This window comes from Leclercia sp. UBA2479 (assembly GCF_002341985.1).
Lineage (GTDB): Bacteria > Pseudomonadota > Gammaproteobacteria > Enterobacterales > Enterobacteriaceae > Enterobacter > Enterobacter pneumoniae.
On sequence record NZ_DDPB01000003.1, the window covers coordinates 257,528 to 279,822 of the forward strand.

The 22,295-nt window shown below is 55.2% G+C and carries 25 protein-coding genes and 1 pseudogene; 10 read left to right on the forward strand and 16 right to left on the reverse strand.

Annotated features, from left to right (window positions below; translation table 11 throughout):
• The first annotated feature begins 37 nt into the window (after positions 1-37).
• Complete coding sequence (gene grxD / locus B3B59_RS03055; RefSeq protein ID WP_286808066.1) at positions 38-385, forward strand: monothiol glutaredoxin 4; 348 nt, start codon at positions 38-40, stop codon at positions 383-385.
• Positions 386-427: 42 nt separating this feature from the next.
• Here the strand turns inward: grxD and rnt are convergent, their stop codons facing one another.
• From rnt to eptA, 5 genes are all read right to left on the reverse strand, one after another.
• Positions 428-1,078: a ribonuclease T gene (rnt, locus tag B3B59_RS03060; protein WP_040075919.1), complete on the reverse strand. Its 651-nt coding sequence runs from the start codon at positions 1,076-1,078 to the stop codon at positions 428-430.
• A gap of 95 nt (positions 1,079-1,173) precedes the next feature.
• A complete protein-coding gene (gloA, locus tag B3B59_RS03065) occupies positions 1,174-1,581 on the reverse strand; it encodes a lactoylglutathione lyase (RefSeq protein ID WP_046885972.1) in 408 nt (135 codons plus the stop codon).
• 83 nt (positions 1,582-1,664) lie between these two features.
• Positions 1,665-2,762 carry an alkene reductase gene (locus B3B59_RS03070; protein ID WP_040075917.1) on the reverse strand — a complete coding sequence of 366 codons (1,098 nt, stop codon included), beginning with the start codon at positions 2,760-2,762 and terminating at the stop codon, positions 1,665-1,667.
• Positions 2,763-2,815: 53 nt separating this feature from the next.
• Entirely contained in the window at positions 2,816-3,415 is a 600-nt protein-coding gene (locus B3B59_RS03075) for a TetR/AcrR family transcriptional regulator (protein ID WP_046885973.1), read from the reverse strand.
• Between the two features lie 38 nt (positions 3,416-3,453).
• The gene (gene eptA / locus B3B59_RS03080; RefSeq protein ID WP_286808075.1) at positions 3,454-5,082 is read right to left on the reverse strand and encodes a phosphoethanolamine transferase EptA; all 1,629 of its coding nucleotides are present in this window, start codon (positions 5,080-5,082) and stop codon (positions 3,454-3,456) included.
• Positions 5,083-5,231: 149 nt separating this feature from the next.
• Here eptA and B3B59_RS03085 point away from each other — a divergent pair, with 149 nt between their 5' ends.
• The 3 genes from B3B59_RS03085 (at position 5,232) to sodC (ending at position 7,016) form a co-directional block, all read left to right on the forward strand.
• Complete coding sequence (locus tag B3B59_RS03085) at positions 5,232-5,471, forward strand: DUF1289 domain-containing protein (RefSeq protein ID WP_040075915.1); 240 nt, start codon at positions 5,232-5,234, stop codon at positions 5,469-5,471.
• A 48-nt stretch (positions 5,472-5,519) separates the two neighbouring features.
• Positions 5,520-6,416, forward strand: a complete 897-nt coding sequence (locus B3B59_RS03090; protein WP_046885974.1) for an aldo/keto reductase — start codon at positions 5,520-5,522, stop codon at positions 6,414-6,416.
• Between the two features lie 81 nt (positions 6,417-6,497).
• Positions 6,498-7,016, forward strand: coding sequence for a superoxide dismutase [Cu-Zn] SodC (gene sodC / locus B3B59_RS03095; RefSeq protein WP_040075913.1), 519 nt, complete (start codon positions 6,498-6,500; stop codon positions 7,014-7,016).
• On the opposite strand, the gene B3B59_RS03100 is transcribed toward sodC, so the two are convergent.
• The 3 genes from B3B59_RS03100 to B3B59_RS03110 are packed head-to-tail and all read right to left on the reverse strand — an operon-like array spanning position 6,995 to position 10,127.
• Positions 6,995-9,028, reverse strand: coding sequence for an FUSC family protein (locus B3B59_RS03100; protein WP_286808067.1), 2,034 nt, complete (start codon positions 9,026-9,028; stop codon positions 6,995-6,997). The two genes, sodC and B3B59_RS03100, sit on opposite strands and share 22 nt — an antisense overlap.
• The gene (locus tag B3B59_RS03105) at positions 9,025-9,885 is read right to left on the reverse strand and encodes an HlyD family secretion protein (RefSeq protein ID WP_286808069.1); all 861 of its coding nucleotides are present in this window, start codon (positions 9,883-9,885) and stop codon (positions 9,025-9,027) included. Before B3B59_RS03105 ends, B3B59_RS03100 begins: the two co-directional genes overlap by 4 nt.
• A gap of 5 nt (positions 9,886-9,890) precedes the next feature.
• Positions 9,891-10,127, reverse strand: a complete 237-nt coding sequence (locus B3B59_RS03110; RefSeq protein WP_040078506.1) for a DUF1656 domain-containing protein — start codon at positions 10,125-10,127, stop codon at positions 9,891-9,893.
• Between the two features lie 186 nt (positions 10,128-10,313).
• Between B3B59_RS03110 and slyA the strand changes: the two genes are divergently transcribed.
• Entirely contained in the window at positions 10,314-10,754 is a 441-nt protein-coding gene (gene slyA, locus B3B59_RS03115; protein WP_040075910.1) for a transcriptional regulator SlyA, read from the forward strand.
• 69 nt (positions 10,755-10,823) lie between these two features.
• On the opposite strand, the gene slyB is transcribed toward slyA, so the two are convergent.
• Positions 10,824-11,291, reverse strand: a complete 468-nt coding sequence (slyB, locus tag B3B59_RS03120; RefSeq protein WP_046885978.1) for an outer membrane lipoprotein SlyB — start codon at positions 11,289-11,291, stop codon at positions 10,824-10,826.
• A 285-nt stretch (positions 11,292-11,576) separates the two neighbouring features.
• Between slyB and anmK the strand changes: the two genes are divergently transcribed.
• The 5 genes from anmK (at position 11,577) to pdxY (ending at position 16,159) form a co-directional block, all read left to right on the forward strand.
• Positions 11,577-12,701 (forward strand): anhydro-N-acetylmuramic acid kinase, encoded by a 1,125-nt coding sequence (gene anmK, locus B3B59_RS03125; protein ID WP_233802059.1) that lies wholly within the window; start codon positions 11,577-11,579, stop codon positions 12,699-12,701.
• Positions 12,702-12,794: 93 nt separating this feature from the next.
• Entirely contained in the window at positions 12,795-13,118 is a 324-nt protein-coding gene (gene mliC / locus B3B59_RS03130) for a C-type lysozyme inhibitor (RefSeq protein WP_212477988.1), read from the forward strand.
• 57 nt (positions 13,119-13,175) lie between these two features.
• Positions 13,176-13,832 carry a pyridoxamine 5'-phosphate oxidase gene (pdxH, locus tag B3B59_RS03135; protein ID WP_046885980.1) on the forward strand — a complete coding sequence of 219 codons (657 nt, stop codon included), beginning with the start codon at positions 13,176-13,178 and terminating at the stop codon, positions 13,830-13,832.
• Between the two features lie 125 nt (positions 13,833-13,957).
• Positions 13,958-15,232 carry a tyrosine--tRNA ligase gene (tyrS, locus tag B3B59_RS03140; protein WP_040075905.1) on the forward strand — a complete coding sequence of 425 codons (1,275 nt, stop codon included), beginning with the start codon at positions 13,958-13,960 and terminating at the stop codon, positions 15,230-15,232.
• Between the two features lie 66 nt (positions 15,233-15,298).
• Positions 15,299-16,159, forward strand: coding sequence for a pyridoxal kinase PdxY (gene pdxY, locus B3B59_RS03145; RefSeq protein WP_046885981.1), 861 nt, complete (start codon positions 15,299-15,301; stop codon positions 16,157-16,159).
• Between the two features lie 35 nt (positions 16,160-16,194).
• Here the strand turns inward: pdxY and gstA are convergent, their stop codons facing one another.
• From gstA to B3B59_RS03180, 7 genes and pseudogenes are all read right to left on the reverse strand, one after another.
• Positions 16,195-16,800 carry a glutathione transferase GstA gene (gstA, locus tag B3B59_RS03150; protein ID WP_286808071.1) on the reverse strand — a complete coding sequence of 202 codons (606 nt, stop codon included), beginning with the start codon at positions 16,798-16,800 and terminating at the stop codon, positions 16,195-16,197.
• Positions 16,801-16,908: 108 nt separating this feature from the next.
• Complete coding sequence (gene dtpA / locus B3B59_RS03155) at positions 16,909-18,417, reverse strand: dipeptide/tripeptide permease DtpA (RefSeq protein WP_212477989.1); 1,509 nt, start codon at positions 18,415-18,417, stop codon at positions 16,909-16,911.
• Positions 18,418-19,035: 618 nt separating this feature from the next.
• Positions 19,036-19,671, reverse strand: coding sequence for an endonuclease III (gene nth / locus B3B59_RS03160; RefSeq protein WP_046885983.1), 636 nt, complete (start codon positions 19,669-19,671; stop codon positions 19,036-19,038).
• The gene (locus B3B59_RS03165; protein ID WP_046885984.1) at positions 19,671-20,360 is read right to left on the reverse strand and encodes an electron transport complex subunit E; all 690 of its coding nucleotides are present in this window, start codon (positions 20,358-20,360) and stop codon (positions 19,671-19,673) included. The genes nth and B3B59_RS03165 overlap by 1 nt, the downstream gene beginning before the upstream one ends.
• A gap of 2 nt (positions 20,361-20,362) precedes the next feature.
• The gene (gene rsxG, locus B3B59_RS03170; protein ID WP_046885985.1) at positions 20,363-20,983 is read right to left on the reverse strand and encodes an electron transport complex subunit RsxG; all 621 of its coding nucleotides are present in this window, start codon (positions 20,981-20,983) and stop codon (positions 20,363-20,365) included.
• 10 nt (positions 20,984-20,993) lie between these two features.
• Positions 20,994-22,043, reverse strand: a complete 1,050-nt coding sequence (rsxD, locus tag B3B59_RS03175) for an electron transport complex subunit RsxD (RefSeq protein WP_212477991.1) — start codon at positions 22,041-22,043, stop codon at positions 20,994-20,996.
• A pseudogene (locus B3B59_RS03180) lies at positions 22,044-22,295 on the reverse strand (hypothetical protein); the annotation flags it as partial.

Below are 22,295 nucleotides of genomic sequence, written 5' to 3' on the forward strand. Positions count from 1 at the left end.
AGACGATTGCCGTAACAGAAGTTAAAGGAAGCAAGACATGAGCACCACTATTGAAAAAATTCAGCAGCAAATCGCTGAAAACCCGATTCTCCTGTACATGAAAGGTTCTCCGAAGCTGCCAAGCTGTGGTTTTTCCGCACAAGCAGTGCAGGCGCTTTCTGCCTGTGGTGAGCGTTTTGCTTACGTTGATATTCTGCAGAACCCGGACATTCGCGCCGAGCTGCCGAAATACGCAAACTGGCCGACCTTCCCACAGCTGTGGGTTGATGGTGAACTGGTTGGCGGCTGCGATATCCTGATTGAGATGTATCAGCGCGGTGAACTGCAGCAGCTCATCAAAGAGACCGCTGCCAAGCACAAATCGGAAGAGCCGGGCGCAGAGTAACGTCTCTCGCCATGCAAAAAAGCGACCTTACGGTCGCTTTTTTTATTCCTCGCTGTCGCCCATCGGCAGCGGCCAGCCGCCCAGGCGTTTCCAGCGGTTGACGATCTCGCAAAACAGCTCCGCAGTACGCTCAGTATCATAGAGGGCTGAGTGGGCCTGGCTGCCATCAAATTCAATACCCGCGGTAATACAGGCTTTAGACAGCACCGTCTGACCCAGCGCGAGTCCGCTCAGGGCCGCGGTGTCAAAGGTCACAAACGGGTGGAACGGGTTGCGTTTCAGGGAAGAGCGCTCGGCGGCAGCCATCATAAAGCTATGATCGAAGGTCGCGTTATGGGCGACCATAATGGCGCGATTACAGTTCTGGTCTTTCATCCCCTTGCGGACCATTTTGAAGATGGCGTGCAGAGCGTCGTATTCGCTTACCGCGCCACGCAGCGGATTGTGCGGGTCGATGCCGTTAAAGGCCAGCGCCTCTGGCTGCAGATTGGCACCTTCAAAAGGCTCCACGTGGAAATGCAGCGTCTCGTCCGGCATCAACCAGCCCTGTTCATCCATTTTCAACGTGATCGCGGCAATCTCAAGCAGCGCATCGGTTTTAGCATTAAATCCGGCGGTTTCTACATCAATGACGACAGGATAAAAGCCACGAAAACGGTCACACAGACCGGAAAATTGAGCGATATCGGACATCTGGGTCTCTTAAAAGGGGGAAAAAGCAGTGCGCATTATGGCAAATTTTGAGAAGGGATGCAGTAAAACAACGGGCGCGTAGCGCGCCCGGGGGATTAATTGCCCAGACCGCGACCGGCGTCTTTGGCTTCAATCAGTTCAATTTTATAACCGTCTGGATCTTCAACAAACGCAATCACGGTGGTGCCGCCTTTAACCGGGCCAGCTTCACGGGTGACATTACCGCCGTTGGCACGGATGCGCTCGCACGCCTCTGCTGCGTTGTCCACTTCCAGCGCGATATGACCGTAAGCGGTGCCCAGCTCATAGCTGTCCACACCCCAGTTGTAGGTCAGCTCAATGACCGCTTCTTCGCTCTCTTCGCCATAACCGACAAAGGCGAGGGAGTATTTGTACTCCGGGTTTTCGCTGGTGCGCAGCAGTTTCATGCCCAGCACGTTGGTGTAAAATTCGATGGAACGTTGCAGGTCGCCAACACGCAGCATGGTATGAAGTAAGCGCATAGTATCCTCTTAGCTTTTTATCATCTTGAACAGAAACGATGTTTTAGTATAGCGGCGAAGTGTCGCCGCTATCAATGCGCCGTTTATAAAGTTGGGTAATCGGTATAACCTTCAGCACCGCCGCCATAGAAGCTTTCCGGACGCTGCGGGTTGAGTTCGGCTTTATGTTTCAAACGCGCGACCAGATCCGGGTTAGCAATATAATCGCGGCCAAAAGCAACGGCATCAATCAGACCTTTGTTGATCAGATCTTCCGCTTTCTCAGGTGTATACGCACCCGCACCGATAATGACGCCCTGGAAACGGGCACGCACTTTTTCACGGAATGCTTCAGAGTAAGGCTGGCCACCGGCCCAGTCCGGCTCGGACATGTGCAGATAGGCAATGCCGCGTTTTGCTAGCTCTTCGATCAGGTACAGCGCATCGGCTTCTTCGTTCGGGCCGTTATCCACATTCTGGAAGCTGCCAATCGGTGATACGCGAATTCCGACGCGGTCAGCACCGATTTCAGCTACCACAGCATCGACCACTTCCAGCACCAGGCGCGCGCGGTTTTCAACGCTGCCGCCGTACTGATCGGTACGCTGGTTAGAAGACGGGGAGAGGAACTGGTGCAACAGGTATCCGTGCGCAGAGTGCAGCTCGATCATATCGAAGCCGGCTTCACGGGCGTTTGCCACCGCCTGACGGAAATCATTCACAATGCCAGGGATCTCTTCGAGCTCCAGCGCGCGCGGCGTGGTGGTATCCACGCGGATAGCGCGGCCTTGTTCGTCGCGCAGCGAGGTGCGGGTGCCGGCGTTCAGGGCTGAGGCCGATACCGGCGCCTGGCCGTCAGGTTGAATGCTACTGTGCGAAATACGCCCGGTATGCCACAGCTGAACGGCAATACGCCCCTCTTCAGCATGTACGCCTGCGGTGATTTTTTTCCACGCGGCAATCTGTTCTGGGCTGTGCAGACCCGGTGCACCGGCATAGCCTTTCGCCTGGGCGGAAATCTGCGTTGCTTCGGAGATAATCAGACCTGCGCTGGCGCGCTGGCGATAATATTCGCCCATCAGCGGCGTCGGGATATCACCCGGCTCAATGCTGCGCAGACGGGTCAGCGGGGCCATAAATACGCGGTTTGGCGCGGTCACGGCACCGACTTTCAGTGGGGTAAACAATTTTGAAGCTGACATAGCGTCTCCTGAGTAGACCGGTCGTCTAGTAAAGTGCGAAATAAAAACGCCTGTTAACCACCAGGCGTGATAATGATGTTCTGGACGTGCGCCAGTGCGCTCTCAAGCGGTACGGCACTGTGCGATATTTTGGCCTGCAGGTTCGCCCCCAGCCACAAGGAGTAGAGCACTTGTGCCTGGGTCAACGGCTCGCCAATAAAGCTCAGTGATTTTTCATCACGCCCCGCAGACAACGCCTGAGCGAGGAGGGTAATCACCCCGCTGGCCCCTTTGTCCATCGCTGTGCGCATATCCTCTGAAAGATCGCACACCTCGGCAGAGAGCTTCACGGTAAGGCATCCACTGATAATGCCCTGCGAACAAAACTGGTTCAGCGTCTCTTGATAGTACGCCAGCACACGATCACGATGATTACCTGCGCCGCCCGTAAAATGTTGAGCAAGGCGCTGATGGTAATTAGCGTAATGCCGCTCGAGCAATGCCACCCCAAACGCCTCTTTCGAGCGGAAGTAGTGGTAAAACGACCCCTTTGGCACATCGGCGGTTTTAAGGAGTTCGCTCAGCCCCATGCCGGTAAATCCACGGTGCATGCAGAGCTTTTCACCGGTGGCCAGGAGGTGTTCGCGGGTATCGTGTTCAGTGTGTCTGTTCATGGCCTCAATGTAGTAGACCGTTCGGTCTAATGCAAGCGTTATGTTCGTCGACAGGGGTTCAGCAAATCGCTTTGAGGCTGATACACCGAGGTTTGCACATTCATCATGCCGAGCACCGTGGAGAACAGATTATCTTGCGATACAGCCTCGGTCTGCGCCTGTTGGCGCACGCACTGTTCGTTAATGCCGAAGCCTTTCTGATAATCCGCCGATAGCCAGAACAAAAACGGAATATGGGTCTGTTGCGACGGTGCCAGCATATACGGGGTACCGTGCAGATACAGGCCGTTCTCTCCCAGCGATTCACCGTGGTCGGAGAGATAGATCAGCGCCGTATTCATGCTGTTCTGTCGGGCCTTCAGCGCATCAATCGTTTTGCTCACCACGCTATCGGTGTAGAGAATGGTGTTGTCGTAAGTATTAAGCAGCGCCTGATGATCGCAGTTCTGAATTTCATTGGTATCGCAGGTGGGCGTAAAACGACGGAACTGCGGCGGATAGCGCCGATAATAGGCCGGGCCGTGGCTACCCATCAGGTGAATAACCAGCACGCTGTCCTGCTTCAGACCGTCCAGAACTTTATCCAGACGATAGAGATCAACGTCATCAATGCAGACACTGTCTTTGCAGAGTTGATCCTGCTTCCACTGGGTCATATCGGTAAAGTGCACACGATGGCAGGCCCCTTTACAGCCTCCGTCATTATCGCGCCACAACAGATTCACACCCGCGTGGGCGAGCACGTCCATCAGCCCCTCCTTATGATGGGCGAGATCGGCATCATACTGCTTGCGCGGCATTCCGGAGAACATGCAGGGAACAGAAACGGCAGTTTCGGTGCCACAGGACGACGCCTGGGGGAAGTTAATCACGTTCTGTTTTTTCAGTTCCGGATTCGTCTCACGCCCATAGCCATTGAGCGAATAGTTTTCTGCCCGTGAGGCCTCGCCCAGCACCAGCACCAGCACGGTTTTTTTATGCTGAGCCAGCAAAACCGGCCCTTTATGGGCATCTTCTCCCTGCCGAATCAGGGTTTGATCGCCTTCAAACCAGCGCGCTTTGCTGTATTTCACTATCGCACTCACGTAGTTCGCTGGCGTGACCATCTTGACGATGCTTTTGTTATTGCGAAACAGCGAGGCGTAATCCTTATAGAAGACCGCGGCAATCAAAATAATAATCAACAGGCTTCCCAGGATCGACGCCAGACGCATCACCAGCACATGCCACCAGCGGGCAGGGCGGATGCGAACCATCGCCAACACCACAGCCGGCACCAGCCCGGCCACCGTCAGCCATAGCACCAACTGCGGGGTAATCAACGCCGTCGCTTCCTGTGAATTCGTCTCGAAGACGTTCACCATCATGTTCTGATCGATAACCGCCCCGTAGGTAAACATGAACCAGGTCGCCGCGGCGCAGCCCAGCGTCAGTAGCACCAGCAGCGGTTTACGAATCAGCGGGATGTTTAAAAAGCTAAAAACGATTACCCAGCCGCAGAACAGCACCACTGGAATCGAGAGCGCGAAGAGATATTCATGCAGTCGGGCTGGCGCAATAATGGCCCAGCTACGATGAATGAACAGGGCATTCAAAAGTGTAAAAAAGAGCGCGCAGCCGAGCGTAAACCGGGTATCGTTACACTGTAACTTATTAAAAAAGCGCATCATCAGTAAAACCCTTCATTGTTGTGATGACGCGAGTATAAGGAGCAAAGATTAGTGAAACCTTAGCCCCACATTTCTAATATTGACGCCTTGCGTAACCCCGGCTTAAGGTCTTCACTTTACTCTATTCATTGGGCCGGGAGGTGGGTGTGGCAGAACAACTGGAGTTTTTTCCCGTTCAGAGCCCGTGCCGGGGTATCTGCCAGTCGGATGAACGTGGATTCTGCCGGGGCTGTATGCGTAGCCGGGAGGAGCGCTTTAACTGGCAAACCCTGAGCGACGCGCAAAAGCAGGAGGTACTGCGCCTCTGTCGCCAACGTCTGCTGCGCAAATTACGCGCAAACAGGCCGCCCGATGCCGAAGAACCCCAGCAACCCTCACTGTTTTAACCTGCAAAATGCGTATACTCATCTCATCTTTATGTTGAGGAAAATCCAATGGTTCAGCGTATTACTCTCGCCCCGCAGGGGCCGGAATTCTCGCGTTTTGTGATGGGTTACTGGCGTTTGATGGACTGGAACATGTCCGCCCGCCAGCTGGTGAGCTTTATTGAAGAACATCTTGATTTAGGGATCACCACCGTCGATCACGCGGATATCTATGGCGGTTATCAGTGCGAAGCGGCGTTTGGCGAAGCGATGAAGCTGGCGCCGTCGCTGCGTCAGCGGATGGAGGTGGTGACCAAATGCGGTATCGCCACCACCGCCAAACCCGAGCATGCCCTGGGTCACTACATCACCGATCGCGACCACATTGTGCAAAGCGCTGAGCAGTCGCTGGTAAATCTGGCGACCGACCATATCGACCTGTTGCTGATCCACCGCCCGGACCCTTTAATGGATGCTGACGAGGTTGCAGAGGCTTTCCTGGCACTTCACCAGAGCGGCAAAGTGCGCCATTTCGGCGTCTCGAACTTTACCCCTGCGCAGTTCGCGCTGCTGCAGTCTCGTGTGCCTTTCACTCTGGCGACCAACCAGGTAGAGATTTCGCCGGTACATCAGCCCCTGTTGCTGGACGGTACCCTCGATCAACTGCAACAGTTACGTGTGCGTCCAATGGCATGGTCCTGCCTGGGTGGCGGTCGTCTGTTTAATGACGAACAGTTCCAGCCGCTGCGCGATGAGTTGGCGCAGGTGGGGCGCGAGCTGAATGCACAATCGATTGAACAGGTGGTTTACGCCTGGGTGCTTCGCCTGCCGTCACGCCCATTGCCGATTATCGGATCCGGCAAAATCGAACGCGTACGCTCGGCCATTGCCGCTGAAGAGCTTAAGATGACGCGTCAGCAATGGTTCCGCATTCGTAAAGCTGCTTTAGGTTACGATGTCCCCTAAATCTCTATTTATCTGACTTTCCGGTGAAATCCTTGCCCCTCGTATAAACTTAAGGGGCAAAAAATAACCTGAGGAGGTCATATGAAGCGTTTTACTCTGGCAATATTGGCGCTGGTGGTCAGCGCAGGTGCGCAAGCCGCCAGCGACGAAGTTGAGATGAACCTTGTCACACCTCAGGGGGTAGGTCAGTCAATCGGTACGGTGACCATCACCGAAACGGATAAAGGGCTGGAATTTACCCCCGCGCTTAACGCCCTTCCTCCGGGCGAGCATGGCTTCCACGTTCACGCGAAAGGCTCCTGCCAGCCAGCGATGAAAGAGGGAAAACCGTCGGCGGCTGAAGCGGCGGGCGGCCACCTTGATCCTCACCAGAGCGGCAAGCACGAAGGGCCAGACGGTATGGGGCACCTTGGCGATCTGCCGGTATTGGTCGTGAACAACGACGGTAAAGCCACGGACGCGGTGGTGGCCCCTCGACTGAAAAAACTGGATGAGGTGAAAGGCAAAGCGCTGATGATCCACGTGGGGGGTGACAATATGTCCGATCAGCCGAAACCTCTCGGCGGCGGCGGCGCGCGTTACGCCTGCGGCGTCATTTGATCCCCCAGCGTCCCCGGCGCGGGAGCATGCTCGAGCTGGGATAATGAGCAGTGTAGACGCCAGACCAGCGCAGCCAGATCCTGCGCCGCCGGCTGCGGATGGCGCGCCAGCGTATCGCAGATACGCTGCAACTCGTTAAGCGTGGTGGAGAGCGGACGTTGCTGCACACCGCGTTCGCTCATCACATCCCGCAGAAGTGAAATACAGACATCACGCACCTGGGAGAGTGGGTCAGACCGTGTCTCCCAGCTGCGTAATTGCCATACCACATGCGAACAGTTGAGTAACACTACCCCCCAGCGCAGCAGCCAGCGACGCGCCTGCGCATCCTGACTGGTATTAAGCTGACTGACATGATGATAAACCAGCGACTCATAACCATTCTCATCCCGCTGAGGCCTGCGGCTGAGCTGGTCGACAAACCCATGCCGCAATTCACGAATATGACGACGGCTTTTACGCGCGTCAGAGCCCGGGCGTAATACTGCAAACGCCAGCCAGACCAGCCCGACGCCCAAGATTTTAGCCAGATCGTCATTTAAGAAATCGGCAAAGTCATAGGTCGGTGGATTGGTCACCGCTATAAAAGAACCCATAAAAACGATCAACTGCCCCCAAAGTCCCGCCAGTTTCGGCATCTGTAGCTTGAGAAGCTGCATCGTAGTGAGCAAGGGGAAGAGGAACAGCAGGAACTGCCAGAGGTCGCTTATTTGCACCATCAGCCCGAACTTCACCACAAAGCTGAACAGCGAGAGCAAGATCAGCGTGCGCAGCAGCAGGTTGAGCGATTTAAACGGCGAGGGTGAAACTGAGTACAGTACGCTGCTGATGGCGGCCAGGGTCAGCGCGGCAGCACCGGCGTCCCACTGCGTAGCAATAGTCCAGGCGCCGATTAGCGTTAGTGCGCAGAAGGTACGAAAACCGCTCCACAACGCTTCGAGGTTATCAGTGTGCCGGGCCAGCGCCGGGCTGCGCGGTACGTTAAAGGTGGTAATGGGTGTCGCCGCTTCCAGCATGGCAATCCAGCGGCTACTCCGCAGGTAGAGTCGGCTAAACCAGAGGAGTCGCTGCCAGAAGGCGTGATGACGATAATCTTGCCCCTCTTGCGGTTTTAGCGGTGCGATAATACGCGCCACGGTATAGAAATCGGTCTCCGGACGGCTCAGCGCCTCCAGCAGCTGTTGTATGACCGGCTGGATCGTCTCAGGCGGATCGGGCCAGTTGAGCAGCATGCGGCGAAGACTGGAGATTGCGCTGGTCATTCGCAACTGCTGATGGAGCAAATAGTTGAGCAGGGCGTTTTGACGGCGAAAACGGTAGTGGCTCCAGAAGGCCTGAATGCGCAGTAAATTGGTGGTCAGGATCTGGGCGATGACTTTTTCGTGTGCAAGACGGATTGCATCGTTGGTGTCAGGTTGCCAGAGCAGCCTGGCATGCTCCAGCAGTCGGGCGTGCATATTTTGTAGAGCGGTAATGAGTGCCGTCCCGTCGGAGGTACTGGGCAGGATCATCATCATCAGACCACCGCAGAGTATGCCGAGCATGACTTCGCATACCCGCGCCTGCGCCATATCCCATAACTCCGTGGTATCAAGAATGTTGATGACCGGAAAGGCGATGATGGCCGCCGTATAGCCTGCAAGTTGAAAAGCATAGGCGACGTTATTGGTGAAGTGGGCGCAGGCCCAGGTACAGATCCCAAGCCAGGTCGCCATACAGAATAAAAACAGCCACGGATCGTTCAGCGTGTGTCCGGCAATAATCAGCGAGGCGGTCGCCCCTAACAGACTGCCCGCCACCCGGCCCAGGCTTTTACTTATGACACCACCGACGGTAGGGAAGCTGACCACTGCCGCAGAGGTCATCGCCCAGTAAGGTTCATCCAGATTCAGGTAATAGGCGCAGGTCAATGCCAGACACATAGCAATCCCGTTGCGCAGCGCGTAGCGCCACTGCCCAGGGGTCGCCTTGAGCCACGGCGTGTTACGCCAGCTGAACGTAGAGAGTGTCACCGGGCTGTTCCGATAGAGACGCTACAGGTGGTGCCGGAGACCAACGTCAGATCCCTGGGCAGCTCGTCGAACTCGATACGCACCGGAATACGCTGAGCCAGCCGTACCCAGGGGATATTCGGCTTCACGTCCGGTACCAGCCCCGAGTCGGTCTCCACGCTCTGATCAAAGATGGCACGGCCAATGCTGCCGACGTGACCCTGTAACGTCACACCGCCGCTATAGAGGGTAATTTGAGCCGGGGCGCCAGTACGGATATGGCGTAGCTTGGTCTCTTCAAAATATCCCACCACGTAAAACGAGTGGCTGTCCACCAGAGCGAACAGCGGCTGGCCGGTGGTGGCGTAATCGCCGGTGCGGGTGGAGAGGTTGGTTACCCAGCCATCCACCGGGGCTTTAACCACCGTCTGCGTCAACTGCCACTCGGCCTGTTTTAGCGTCGCTTCAGCGACTTTTACGCTTGCCTGCATCGCCTTCACGTTGATATTGGCGGTATCCAGATCTTCTGCCGAAATGTAATTATGTGACAGGTGGCGGCGACGATTCGCTTCATTGTTGGCTTTGGCGAGATCGGACTGGGCTTTCGCCAGCTGCGCCTGCGCATTCAGCACCGCGATATGATAGGGGGTCTCGTCAATTTGAAACAACACGTCGCCGCTGTGGACAAGTTGATTGTCTTTCACCTTTAAGGCTGTAATCGCACCGGAAACCTGCGGGGTAATGCTGACCTGCTCGGCGCGGATCTTGCCGTCCCGGGTCCACGGCGACTGCATGTAGTAATTCCACACCCACCATCCGGCGACCAGGGCCAACGCAAGCACGGCTAAACTGGAAAAATATTTGATCGTTTTTAACATGGTTGTCACCAGAAAGTCAGGATAACCAGCGCCAGGCAGACGCAGAGCACGAACAGCGAGAGATCCATGAGCATCGGATGCCAGATTTCACCGGCGTAGATCCAGTCGCGAAGCAAACGGTGGACCAGTAGCCAGAGGAAGAAGCCGGGGATCACCGCTTTAAATAACGGAGGGAAGTATATGGATGCACCCACGATGAGATCCTGAAGCGGTAGCCCCGCGGCGAGAGATGTGATTTTCACCAGCTCGTTCCTTTGCAATTGATAATTGGCCATAGCGGCCCAGCCTGAAGCGCGACGGCCTCAGAACTTGAGTGTAAATCATGGTGTCATCAAGGATGTAGGACGTATTGCATTTGTTTTGGCAATATAAATGCTGCACACTATTCTAAAATCAGTATAATAACTTAGCAAGCTAATTATAAGGAGATGAAATTGGAATCGCCATTAGGTTCTGATCTGGCAAGGTTAGTACGCATCTGGCGTGCTCTGATTGACCATCGCCTGAAACCTCTGGAACTGACGCAGACACACTGGGTAACGCTGCATAACATTCATCAGCTGCCTCCCGACCAGTCGCAGATTCAACTGGCAAAAGCGATAGGCATTGAGCAGCCATCTCTGGTTCGTACGCTCGATCAACTGGAAGAGAAGGGACTAATCTCCCGTCAAACCTGTGCCAGCGATCGACGTGCCAAACGCATCAAGCTGACAGAAAAGGCTGCGCCTATCATCACTGAGATGGAAGCGGTCATCAGCAAGACGCGTGGCGAGATCCTCTCGGGTATCTCACCGGCGGAACTGGAACAGCTGATAGCGTTGATTTCTCGCCTTGAGCAGAATATCAACGAGCTTCAGTCCCGCGGCTAACCTGCCATACATTAAAAAAGCCTTGCTGATGCAAGGCTTTTTTTTACTTAGCGCTGCTGATATTCACGGCTAGCGTGGGGAGACGGTCACCTGGCTGCCATTGCTGGCCAGCACGACACGCTGCCCGGCGGCGAATCTGGTTGCACCTTGTTTCTGCACTACCATGATGGTGCTACCGTCATCTTTACGAATCTCAAGCTCTACCCCCTGAGATTTGTTCATTGCACCCTGGACACCCTGGCCCGCTACACCACCGGCAACGGCACCTGCCGCTGTTGCAAGGCTGCGACCGGCGCCCCCGCCAACGGTGTTACCCAGGAAACCACCCAATACCGCACCGCCAAGTGCACCAATAACGTTGCTTTCGTCTCCACCCTGGATTTGTACCGGGCGAGCGTTAACAACGGTTCCGTAGGTGACATTCTGAACTTGTTTCGCTTCAGAAGCACTGTAGACATCCCCTGAGAGGGAACTGTCGTTGACACAGCCTGCCAGTGTAAACCCTACAAGGGAAACAGCCAGTACACGTAAAATCATTTGAATCTCCTGTTCACCAAAAACGCTCAAAGAGCATCCGTTATGGCTAAATTATAAGGCATTGGCTGCCATAGATCATATTCTTGCGTAAACACCAGCAGAATGGTACTGGATTTTGACGTAACGAAAGATAAACGGCTTAAAAAATGGGCACAATTCTGGCGCTGAAAAATGAGAATATCGCTCGGCTGGCGCGGGAGTGTTAAAAAGTATTATCCCGCCATAGCATTGCCCCGGCGTTTATGATGGAGTGGGCCACTCCCCCACGCGAATAAAGGAAAGCGTATGAAATCGGGTCGTTACATCGGCGTCATGTCAGGAACCAGTCTCGACGGTGTGGATGTTGTTCTCGCGGCAATCGATGAGAACATGGTGGCACAGCAGGCCAGCCTCAGTTGGCCTATCCCCCCCGAACTCAAACAGGCCATTCTCGACATCTGTCAGGGCCAACAGTTGACGCTCTCCCAGTTGGGACAGCTGGATACTCGTCTGGGGCAGCTGTTTGCCGAGGCGGTACAGGCGCTGCTGGACCAGGAGAATCTGCGCCCACAGGATGTGGTCGCCATTGGCTGTCATGGCCAGACCGTCTGGCATGAACCGACCGGCGATGCCCCGCATACCCTGCAAATTGGCGATAACAATCAGATTGTGGCCCGAACCGGCGTGACGGTGGTGGGCGATTTTCGCCGCCGTGACATTGCGTTAGGCGGGCAGGGTGCACCGCTGGTGCCCGCCTTTCATCAGGCGCTGCTCACGCATCCCACTGAACGGCGAATGGTGCTGAATATTGGCGGGATCGCCAACCTCTCATTGCTGATCCCAGGTCAGCCGGTACGGGGTTACGATACCGGGCCAGGCAACATGCTGATGGATGCCTGGATTTGGCGACAGATGGGCAAACCCTATGACAAGGACGCGCAGTGGGCCCGTAGCGGGAAGGTGATCCTCCCCCTCCTGCAGAATCTCCTGAGCGATTCCTATTTTGCCGCACCGGCACCGAAAAGCACCGGGCGCGAATATTTCAATTACGGCTGGCTTGAGCGTCACCTCGTCACCTTCCCGGGACTGGCAGCGGAGGATGTCCAGGCGACGCTGGTCGAACTCACGGCGGTATCTATTGCCGAACAGGTTCTGCTCAGCGGCGGCTGCGAACGTCTGCTGGTCTGCGGTGGCGGCAGCCGAAACCCACTGGTAATGGCTCGTCTGGCCGCGTTACTGCCGGGTACCGAAGTCACCACAACCGATGAAGCGGGTATCAGTGGGGACGACATGGAGGCGCTGGCATTTGCCTGGCTGGCCTGGCGTACCGTGGCGGGGTTACCAGGGAATTTGCCCTCTGTGACCGGTGCGCGTGAAGCAAGCGTGCTGGGAGCGGTCTATCCCGCTAACCCCCGGCAAAATCAGAGTTAACTGAAATTCTCCTTACCAGGCAGGCAGTACACTAAGGGCATGTGGGAGGGTGATTTCACCCTCCAGGACCAGGAAAGTCTTTGGAACAGATCCATGAAAAAACTGCTGCTTGTGATTGCCCCTCTCTTACTCTCCGGCTGTAGCTACTACAACCAGTTTGTCGAACGTATGCAGACCGACAAACTGGAGTACCAGTGCGATGAGAAACCGATCACCGTCAATCTCAATAACCCGCGTCAGGAAGTGAGCTTCGTCTATGACAACAAACTGCTGAACCTGAAGCAGGGGATCTCTGCCTCCGGGGCGCGCTATACCGATGGGGTCTATGTCTTCTGGTCTAAGGGAGACACGGCCACAATTTATAAACGCGACCGCATCATCATGAACAACTGCCAGCTGCAGAATCCGAAGCGTTGAGATTTTCAAAGGGGCGGCGCACAATAGCGCCACCCACTTCTTATCTCAGATAACGCCATGTCAGATAACGATCACTTGCAGCAAATTGCGCATCTGCGCCGTGAATACACCAAAGGGGGGCTGCGCCGTCAGGACCTCCCTGCTGAACCGCTGGTGCTGTTTGAACGCTGGTTGAAACAAGCCTGCGAAGCGAAACTGGCCGATCCCACGGCCATGGTTGTCGCGACCGTTGATGAAAATGGCCAGCCCTATCAGCGCATCGTATTGCTCAAGCACTTTGACGAGAAAGGTCTGGTGTTTTATACCAACCTCGGCAGCCGTAAAGCCCACCATCTGGAGAACAATCCGCGTATCAGCCTGCTTTTCCCCTGGCATATGCTGGAGCGTCAGGTCATGGTGACCGGCAAAGTGGAACGTCTGTCTACGCTCGAGGTGGTGAAATATTTCCATAGTCGCCCACGTGATAGCCAGATAGGTGCCTGGGTCTCTAAGCAGTCAAGCCGCATCTCCGCCCGTGGCGTGCTGGAGAGTAAATTCCTCGAGCTGAAGCAAAAGTTTCAGCAGGGCGAAGTGCCGCTTCCCAGTTTCTGGGGCGGATTCCGTATCCCCATCGATCAGATGGAGTTCTGGCAGGGCGGTGAACACCGTCTTCACGATCGCTTTTTATACCAGCGCGATAATGGCGGCTGGAAAATCGACCGTCTGGCTCCGTAATCCCCGAAATTTGTTGTGTTAAGCGCTAGCGCATGCCGCGCTTGCGCTTTATTCTATGTCTCTTTCGCGTCTGGCGAAAAGTCGTGTACCGACAGAGGTGCAGTCGATTATTAATGGAGCATTTGATGGCAAGCAGTAACTTGATTAAACAATTGCAAGAGCGGGGCCTGGTGGCTCAGGTGACGGATGAAGAAGCGTTAGCTTCGCTGCTGGCGCAAGGTCCCATCGCGCTCTATTGCGGCTTCGATCCCACCGCTGACAGCTTGCATTTGGGGCATCTTGTTCCTTTGTTATGCCTGAAACGCTTCCAGCAGGCAGGCCATAAGCCTGTCGCGCTGGTGGGTGGCGCAACCGGTCTGATTGGTGACCCAAGCTTTAAAGCCGCCGAGCGTAAACTGAACACCGAAGATACCGTGCAGGAGTGGGTGGATAAAATCCGCAAACAGGTTGCACCGTTCCTCGACTTTAACTGTGGCGATAACTCTGCGATTGCTGCTAACAACTACGACTGGTTTGGCGGCATGAACGTGCTGACCTTCCTGCGTGATATCGGCAAGCACTTCTCTGTAAATCAGATGATTAACAAAGAAGCGGTGAAGCAGCGTTTGAATCGTGACGATCAGGGCATCTCCTTTACCGAGTTCTCCTATAACCTTTTGCAGGGCTATGACTTTGCCTGTCTGAACAAGCTGCACGGCGTGTCGCTGCAGATTGGCGGCTCCGATCAGTGGGGTAACATTACCTCCGGCATCGACCTGACTCGCCGTCTGCATCAGAACCAGGTCTTCGGTCTGACCGTTCCGCTGATCACCAAAGCCGATGGTACCAAGTTTGGTAAAACCGAAGGCGGCGCGGTATGGCTTGATCCGAAGAAGACCAGCCCGTACAAGTTCTACCAGTTCTGGATTAACACCGCGGATGCCGATGTTTATCGCTTCCTGAAATTCTTCACCTTTATGGACATTGAAGTCATCAACGCCCTGGAAGAAGAAGATAAAAACAGCGGTAAAGCCCCACGCGCGCAATATGTGCTGGCGGATGAAGTGACCAAACTGGTACACGGTGAAGAGGGGCTGGCTGCGGCAAAACGCATTACCGCCAGCCTCTTCAACGGCACCCTGAGCGATCTGAGCGAGGCTGACTTCGAGCAGCTGGCGCAGGATGGCGTACCTATGGTTGAGATGGAAAAGGGCGCAGACCTGATGCAGGCGCTGGTTGATTCAGAGCTGCAGCCGTCGCGCGGTCAGGCACGTAAAACCATCGCCTCCAATGCCATCACGATCAATGGTGAAAAACAGGCCGATCCGGAATATACCTTCGTTGAGGGCGATCGCCTCTACGGCCGCTACACGCTGCTGCGTCGCGGGAAGAAAAATTACTGTCTGGTCTGCTGGAAGTAATAATTAGTACACAGGGGCGTGGGAAACCACGCCCCTTTATTTTTTCAGGGTTGTGGTAAGTAAAACATGAAGAACATCCTCGCCATCCAGTCCCACGTCGTGTTTGGCCATGCGGGTAATAGCGCCGCAGAGTTTCCAATGCGTCGCCTTGGCGCCAACGTCTGGCCTTTAAACACCGTCCAGTTTTCTAACCATACGCAGTACGGTAAATGGACTGGCTGCGTCATGCCGCCGTCGCACTTGACCGAGATTGTTCAGGGGATCGCTGAGATAGATAAACTTAAAACCTGCGACGCGGTGTTAAGCGGCTATCTGGGCTCGGCGGAGCAGGGCGAGCACATTCTGGGTATTGTGCGCCAGGTGAAGGCGGCAAACCCCGGTGCGAAGTATTTCTGCGACCCGGTGATGGGCCATCCGGAGAAGGGCTGCATTGTGGCGCCGGGCGTGGCGGAGTTTCACGTGCGCCATGCACTGCCCGCCAGCGATATCATTGCCCCCAATCTCGTGGAGCTGGAAATTCTTTGCGAGCATCCGGTGACAAACGTTGAAGAAGCGGTTGCCGCCTCGCGGGAGTTGATCGCTCAGGGCCCTGAAATTGTGCTGGTAAAACATCTGGCACGCGCGGGTTTAAGTCAGGATCGCTTTGAAATGTTGTTGGTTACCAAAGACGAAGCCTGGCACATCAGCCGTCCGCTGGTGGATTTTGGGGTACGCCAGCCGGTGGGCGTCGGCGATGTGACCAGCGGTCTGCTGCTGGTGAAGCTGCTCCAGGGGGCAAGCCTGCGTGAAGCGCTGGAGCACGTTACCGCAGCGGTGTACGAGATCATGGTCGCTACAAAGGGGATGCAGGAGTACGAACTGCAGGTGGTTGCGGCGCAGGATCGCATTGCCCAGCCAGAGCACTATTTTAGCGCGACACAGCTTTAAAAGATGCCGGGCGGCATTGCGCCGCCCGGTGACGCTTAGTTCAGCCCTTCAGCCTGCAGCGCCGCTGCCACCGTCGGACGTGCCGCCACGCGATCCATATAGGACGCGATATGGCCCAGACCTTCCATATTCAGTTTAACCGCACGTGCCCAGCGCAGTACGGTAAACAGATAGGCATCGGCAATCGTAAAGCGCTGGCCGCAAATCCACTGGTCATCCTTCAGGGAGTCGTTCACGTACTGCAGTTTTTTCTCCAGCAGCGCGCGGACGGTCGGTTTGTACTCTTCAGGCGTATCCGGGCGGAAGAGCGGCGTAAAACCTTTATGCAGCTCGGTAGCGATGTAGTTCATCCACTCCAGCGTCTTGTAGCGCGCGACGCTGCCAGTAGGGGCCAGCAGCTGGCGATCCGGCACGGCGTCAGCCAGGAACTGCATGATGGCGACCCCTTCAGTCAGCAGCGTGCCATCATCAAGCAGCAGCGCAGGAACCTGTCCCTTCGGGTTAATTGCGAGAAAATCATCGCCGTTTTCCAGGCGTTTCTTCATCAGGTCAACGCCGTTTAGCGTATAATCTATACCGCTCTCTTGCAGCGTGATGTGTGACGCAAGCGAACAGGCACCCGGTTTGTAGAACAGTTTCATCGGTAACTCCTTTTGGCTAAGGTTATCGCTATGTTAGTGCGCCGCCAGATAAAAAAAAAGCCGCTAACGCACAGTTAGCGGCTTCTCTTCAGTCGTTTCCCGATGACATTACACGGTCGCGGTGTTGCTCGCTTTCGCCGTCGTGTCGTCGTCCTGAGTCATACGGTTCAGTTTCGGGGCCGTCAGCAGCATCAGTGCTGCGATAACGGCGGTCACAATACCAATCTGCAGGAACACGGAGCCATAGACATTCAGGGAGAGCAGCGGATCGGTCACGTTTTCCGGTACTGCCATCAGGGAGGCAATTTTACCTGCAATGATCGCTGCGCCCGCGGTGGTCAGGAACCAGCTACCCATAATGAAGCCCATCAGACGCTGCGGCACCAGTTGAGCAACCATTGCCAGACCGAGACCGGAGATCATCAGCTCGCCGACAGACTGCAGCGCGTAGCTCAGGATCAGCCAGTTAACAGAGACAATACCCGCATCACTGGCGAATTTCGCACCCAGCGGCAGCACCAGGAAGGCGCCCGAGCACAGCACCATACCGATAGCGAATTTGTGCGGCATTGGCAGGCGGTCACCCATCTTGTTGTAAATCGCCGCCAGAATTGGGCTACCGACCATGATCCAGAATGGGTTCAGCGCCTGGAACTGCTCCGGCTCGAACGCGATACCGAGGATAGAGTGCTCAACATTACGAATGGCGAAGAAGTTCAGTGAAGTCGGCATCTGGCTGTAAAGCACGAAGAAGGCAATGGCTTCAACCATCAGAATGAAGGCCACAATCATCTTACGACGTGCAGCACCCTGCATAGAGAAGGCTTCTTTACCGAAGATGATCACAATACCCAGTGCAACCACGCCCAGAACCGCACGCGCGATGCCCTGGTTGTGCAGCAGCCAGGTGGCAATGGCAACCAGTACAACCACACCTACGATGGTTGCCAGCAATTTACCCATCTGCACAGGAGCGAAGTCCGGTTTAGAACCGTACTCTTTAACCCAGCTGCGGCAGAACAGGAAGTTCACCACGGTGATCAGCAGCCCGACGAAGCTCAGGGCAAATGCCACGCTCCAGCCGAATTTTGCCGCCAGCCACGGGGTCGCCAGCATGGAGAAGAAGGAGCCGATATTGATGGACATATAGTACATGGTGAATGCACCGTCCAGACGCGGATCGTCTTTGTTATAGCAGGTAGAGAGCAGTGAGGACGGGTTCGCTTTGAACAGGCCGTTACCCACGGCAATCGTCGCCATCCCTAAATAGACCACACCTGCATCGTGGCCGGACCAGGCGACCAGGCCATAGCCGATTGCCAGAACGATGGCACCCAGCAAAATAACACGTTTGGTACCCAGGACTTTATCGCCCAGCCAGCCGCCAATCGCGACCAGGCCATATACCAGCGCACTGAAAGAAGAGAACAGCGTGATGGAATCGGCTTCTGACATACCCAGCTGTTTAACCAGGTAAACAGCCATGATCCCTTGCAGGCCGTAGAAACCAAAACGCTCCCATAACTCGATAGAGAAGATGAGATAGAACGATTTAGGTTGTTTGAAAGCGTTAAGACTTACGCTCTCTTCCGCTGGTTTATTGTTTGCAGTAGACACATATACCTCTTTTTTTACATCCCATATTAACGGGGGTGTTCATAGCGTGATGTCTAAAAAACCATCCGCTTTATAGTTATAGTGGGAGGGGAAACGGCGGGTAATGTTCACTATCCTGACCCATCTGGCAATACATTTGTAATGGTCTGTTACATTTAACTAAGCCGATACAATACGCCAGAAACCTAAATGTTATTTAGCGTTAAATTTCATCCATTAGGTTTTACTGGATTTTTTCACTACCAGGGCAGGGAGAGAATGGGCTTATGGCGATATGTTCTGCTGTTTGGTTGTTTGAGTAGTGATATGGGCTATGTTCTGAAAATTAGCTGGTCAGATATGTTGCATGGGCGGTTGTATCACCTGCGCGCGGAAGGGGTTACCCGTCTTTTATACACAAAAAACTAACATCGCGTTATCAGGGTGATCGCGATCACAGAGTTATAGAAATTTTCGCTGACAAAAAAACAATTAACCTGTCTTTCCGTTAATGCGCCCTATGAAATCACTGCGCGTTGGCAAAGCAAGAGCAGGATCGACGTATAAAAAGCGAACAGACAGGTTGGGTTTCAAAGGCTTGCTGTTGCCAGGGGTAATAAGGAACCGTCGGACGACGGCTCAGGCGTAGACTTTCTCTTTATATTCGCAGAGATCTTCAATGATGCACGAGCCACAACGTGGTTTGCGCGCAATACAGGTATAACGCCCGTGAAGGATGAGCCAGTGATGGCAATCCACTTTAAACGAGGCAGGGACCACTTTCAGAAGCTTCTCTTCAACCTGCTCGACATTTTTCCCGGGGGCGAACTGGGTGCGGTTGCAGACGCGAAAGATATGGGTATCTACTGCGATTGTCGGCCATCCGAACGCCGTGTTTAATACCACGTTCGCCGTTTTGCGCCCCACGCCAGGTAACGCCTCCAGGGCTGCGCGATCTTCCGGTACCTCGCTACCGTGCTGTTCAACGAGGATCCGGCAGGTTTTGATCACGTTTTCCGCTTTGCTATTAAAGAGGCCAATCGTTTTGATGTACTGCTTTACGCCATCCACGCCCAGCGCCAGCATCGCTTCCGGGGTATTTGCCACCGGATAGAGTAGCGCGGTGGCCTTGTTGACGCTGACGTCCGTCGCCTGGGCTGAGAGCAGCACAGCAATCAGCAGTTCGAAAGGCGAAGTAAACTTCAGCTCCGTCGTCGGGTGCGGATTTTCATCGTGCAGGCGTTGCAGAATCGCAATACGCTTCTCTTTGTTCATCAGGCTTTCCCGGCCGCGCCATCTTCAACGCTTACGCTGCGGGCTGCCGCACGACGTTTGCGTTTCTCATCAATCAGGTATTTTACCGCCAGCATCATGCCAAGGCCGATAAAGGCACCGGGTGGCAACATCGCCAGCAGGAACGGGGTATCGGTATGGAAGACTTCAATGCGTAGCGCCTTCGCCCAGCCGCCAAGCAGTGCATCTGCACCGTCAAAGAGCGTACCGTTACCCAGAATCTCACGCATCGAACCGAGCACAAACATGGCGCAGGTGGCGCCCATGCCAATAGAAAAGCCGTCCAGCGCAGAGATGGCCGGATCGTTCTTCACCGCAAAGGCTTCCGCACGGCCTACTACGATGCAGTTGGTTACGATCAGCGGAATAAAGATCCCCAGAGATTGATACAGACCAAAGGCATAAGCGTTGATCAGCATCTGCACCACGCTTACCACCGAGGCGATAATCATGACGTAGATTGGAATACGAATTTCCGATGGCGTCCAGCGACGCAGGGCTGAGATAGAGAAGTTGGTCAGGGTTAACACCAGCGTGGTTGCCAGCCCCAGACCCAGCGCATTGGTCGCTGTGGATGTCACCGCCAGCAGGGGGCACATCCCCAGCAGCTGTACCAATGCCGAGTTGTTCTTCCAGAGACCCTGGACGATTACCTCTTTAACCTGGCTCATGATTACTCCTCACAGGCCGGAAGATTGTTGAGTTGCGCAGGCAGCGTTTCCGCATAAAGCCCTGCACGTTTCACCGCGTTGACCACGGCGCGTGGCGTAATGGTGGCGCCGGTAAATTGATCAATCTCGCCGCCATCTTTCTTAACGGCAAAGGCGGTATCATTATCACCGTGAATCACCTTGCCCGCGAACTGCAAAATCCAGTCGCTCAGACGGACTTCAATTTTATCCCCAAGGCCTGGCGTCTCATGATGTTCGGTCACGCGGGTGCCAAGAACGGTACCCGCAAAGTCGGCCCCGACAAGCAGTTGAATAGAACCGGAGTAGCCGTCCGGCGCTGTCGCTTCCATGACTGCCCCAACCGGAGTATCGCCTTTACGGGCAATAAAGACGCGATGGTTCCCTTTCCCCAACTGCGGCGCCTGAACGATAAAGCAGCTTTGCTGCAGATCATTATCATAGACCTCTGACGGGATCACCTGATCGAACAGCGCTTTTTGCTGACGGGCAGCCTGCTGATCGATAGTCGGTTTGGTCAGCTCATTCACCAGCGCGGTGAGCCCGGTCAGGGCCGCGGCGAAAATCGCCAGGGTCACGCCGTGTTTCTGCATGGTTTTCAGCATGGCGGTTCCCTTAGCGATGGCCGTAAACGCGCGGACGCGTGTAGTAGTCAATTAACGGTACGGTGATGTTTGCCAGTAGCACGGCAAAAGCAACACCGTCCGGATAGCCCCCGAAGGAGCGAATCAGCCACACCAGCAGGCCTGCCAGCGCGCCGAAAATCAGACGTCCCCGATTGGTGGTAGAGGCGGTGACGGGGTCGGTGAGGATAAAGAACGCGCCGAGCATGGTGGCACCGGAGAGCAGGTGGATCTGCGGGCTTGCCAGCGATTCGGGAGAGAAGAGCCAACCGAGCGTCGCACATACCGCCAGCGTGACAATAAAGCTCACCGGGATATGCCAGCGAATCGCCTTTTGTTGCAGCAGAAATACGCCGCCCAACAGATAGGCCAGGTTGACCCACTGCCAGCCCGCACCTGCCAGCACGCCGCTGTAAATCGGGTACTGCAAAATTTGCTCGACGGGATGCCCGGCGTGCAATGAGGTTTTAAAGGTATCCAGCGGTGTGGCCTGGCTAATGCCATCTACGCCCATCCGGAGGCTGTCCATATCTCCGCTGGCGCTGTGGCCGGTGAAGATCACCTGAAGAGCATCCATAAAGCCCGGTACGGTGGCAGCTATTTCATGGGGGGGTAGCCAGCTGGTCATCTGAACCGGGAAGGAGATCAGCAAGACGACATAGCCAATCATCGCCGGGTTGAAGGGGTTATGCCCCAGCCCGCCATACAGCTGCTTGGCGATAATCACGGCGAAAACGGTGCCCAGTACCACCATCCACCACGGGGCGAAAGGCGGAATACTGATCGCCAACAGCAGGCCGGTGAGCAGGGCGGAGTTATCGGCGACAATCTTGCTGACCGGCATCTTGCGCAATTTGAGCACCAGCGCTTCAGCGGCGAGAGCGCTGATACAGCCGAGGAGTATCTGGAAGAGCGTTCCCCAGCCAAAGAACCAGAGCTGAACGGCAATGCCGGGTAGTGCCGCCAGGCAGACCAGCATCATGATGCGTGAAGTCTGGCGCTGGTTATGGGTATAAGGGGAACTTGCGATTCTAAAAACCATTTAATCCTCGTTTACTGCTTGCTGTGCGGCTTTTTTTGCCTGTACGCGCGCAATAGCGGCCGAGATGGCGGCTTTGCGCGGGTCGTCGTTGGCGGCCTGTTCTTCTTGTTGCGCTTCTTTACGGGCTTTAGCGCGGGCGATAGCAGCCTCAACGGCGGCTTTGCGTGGGTCCACGGGCTCTGCCGGCGCGTCGACCGGGGTTTCCTCGGCCTGGGCTTTACGGGCCTTGGCACGGGCGATGGCAGCCTCAAC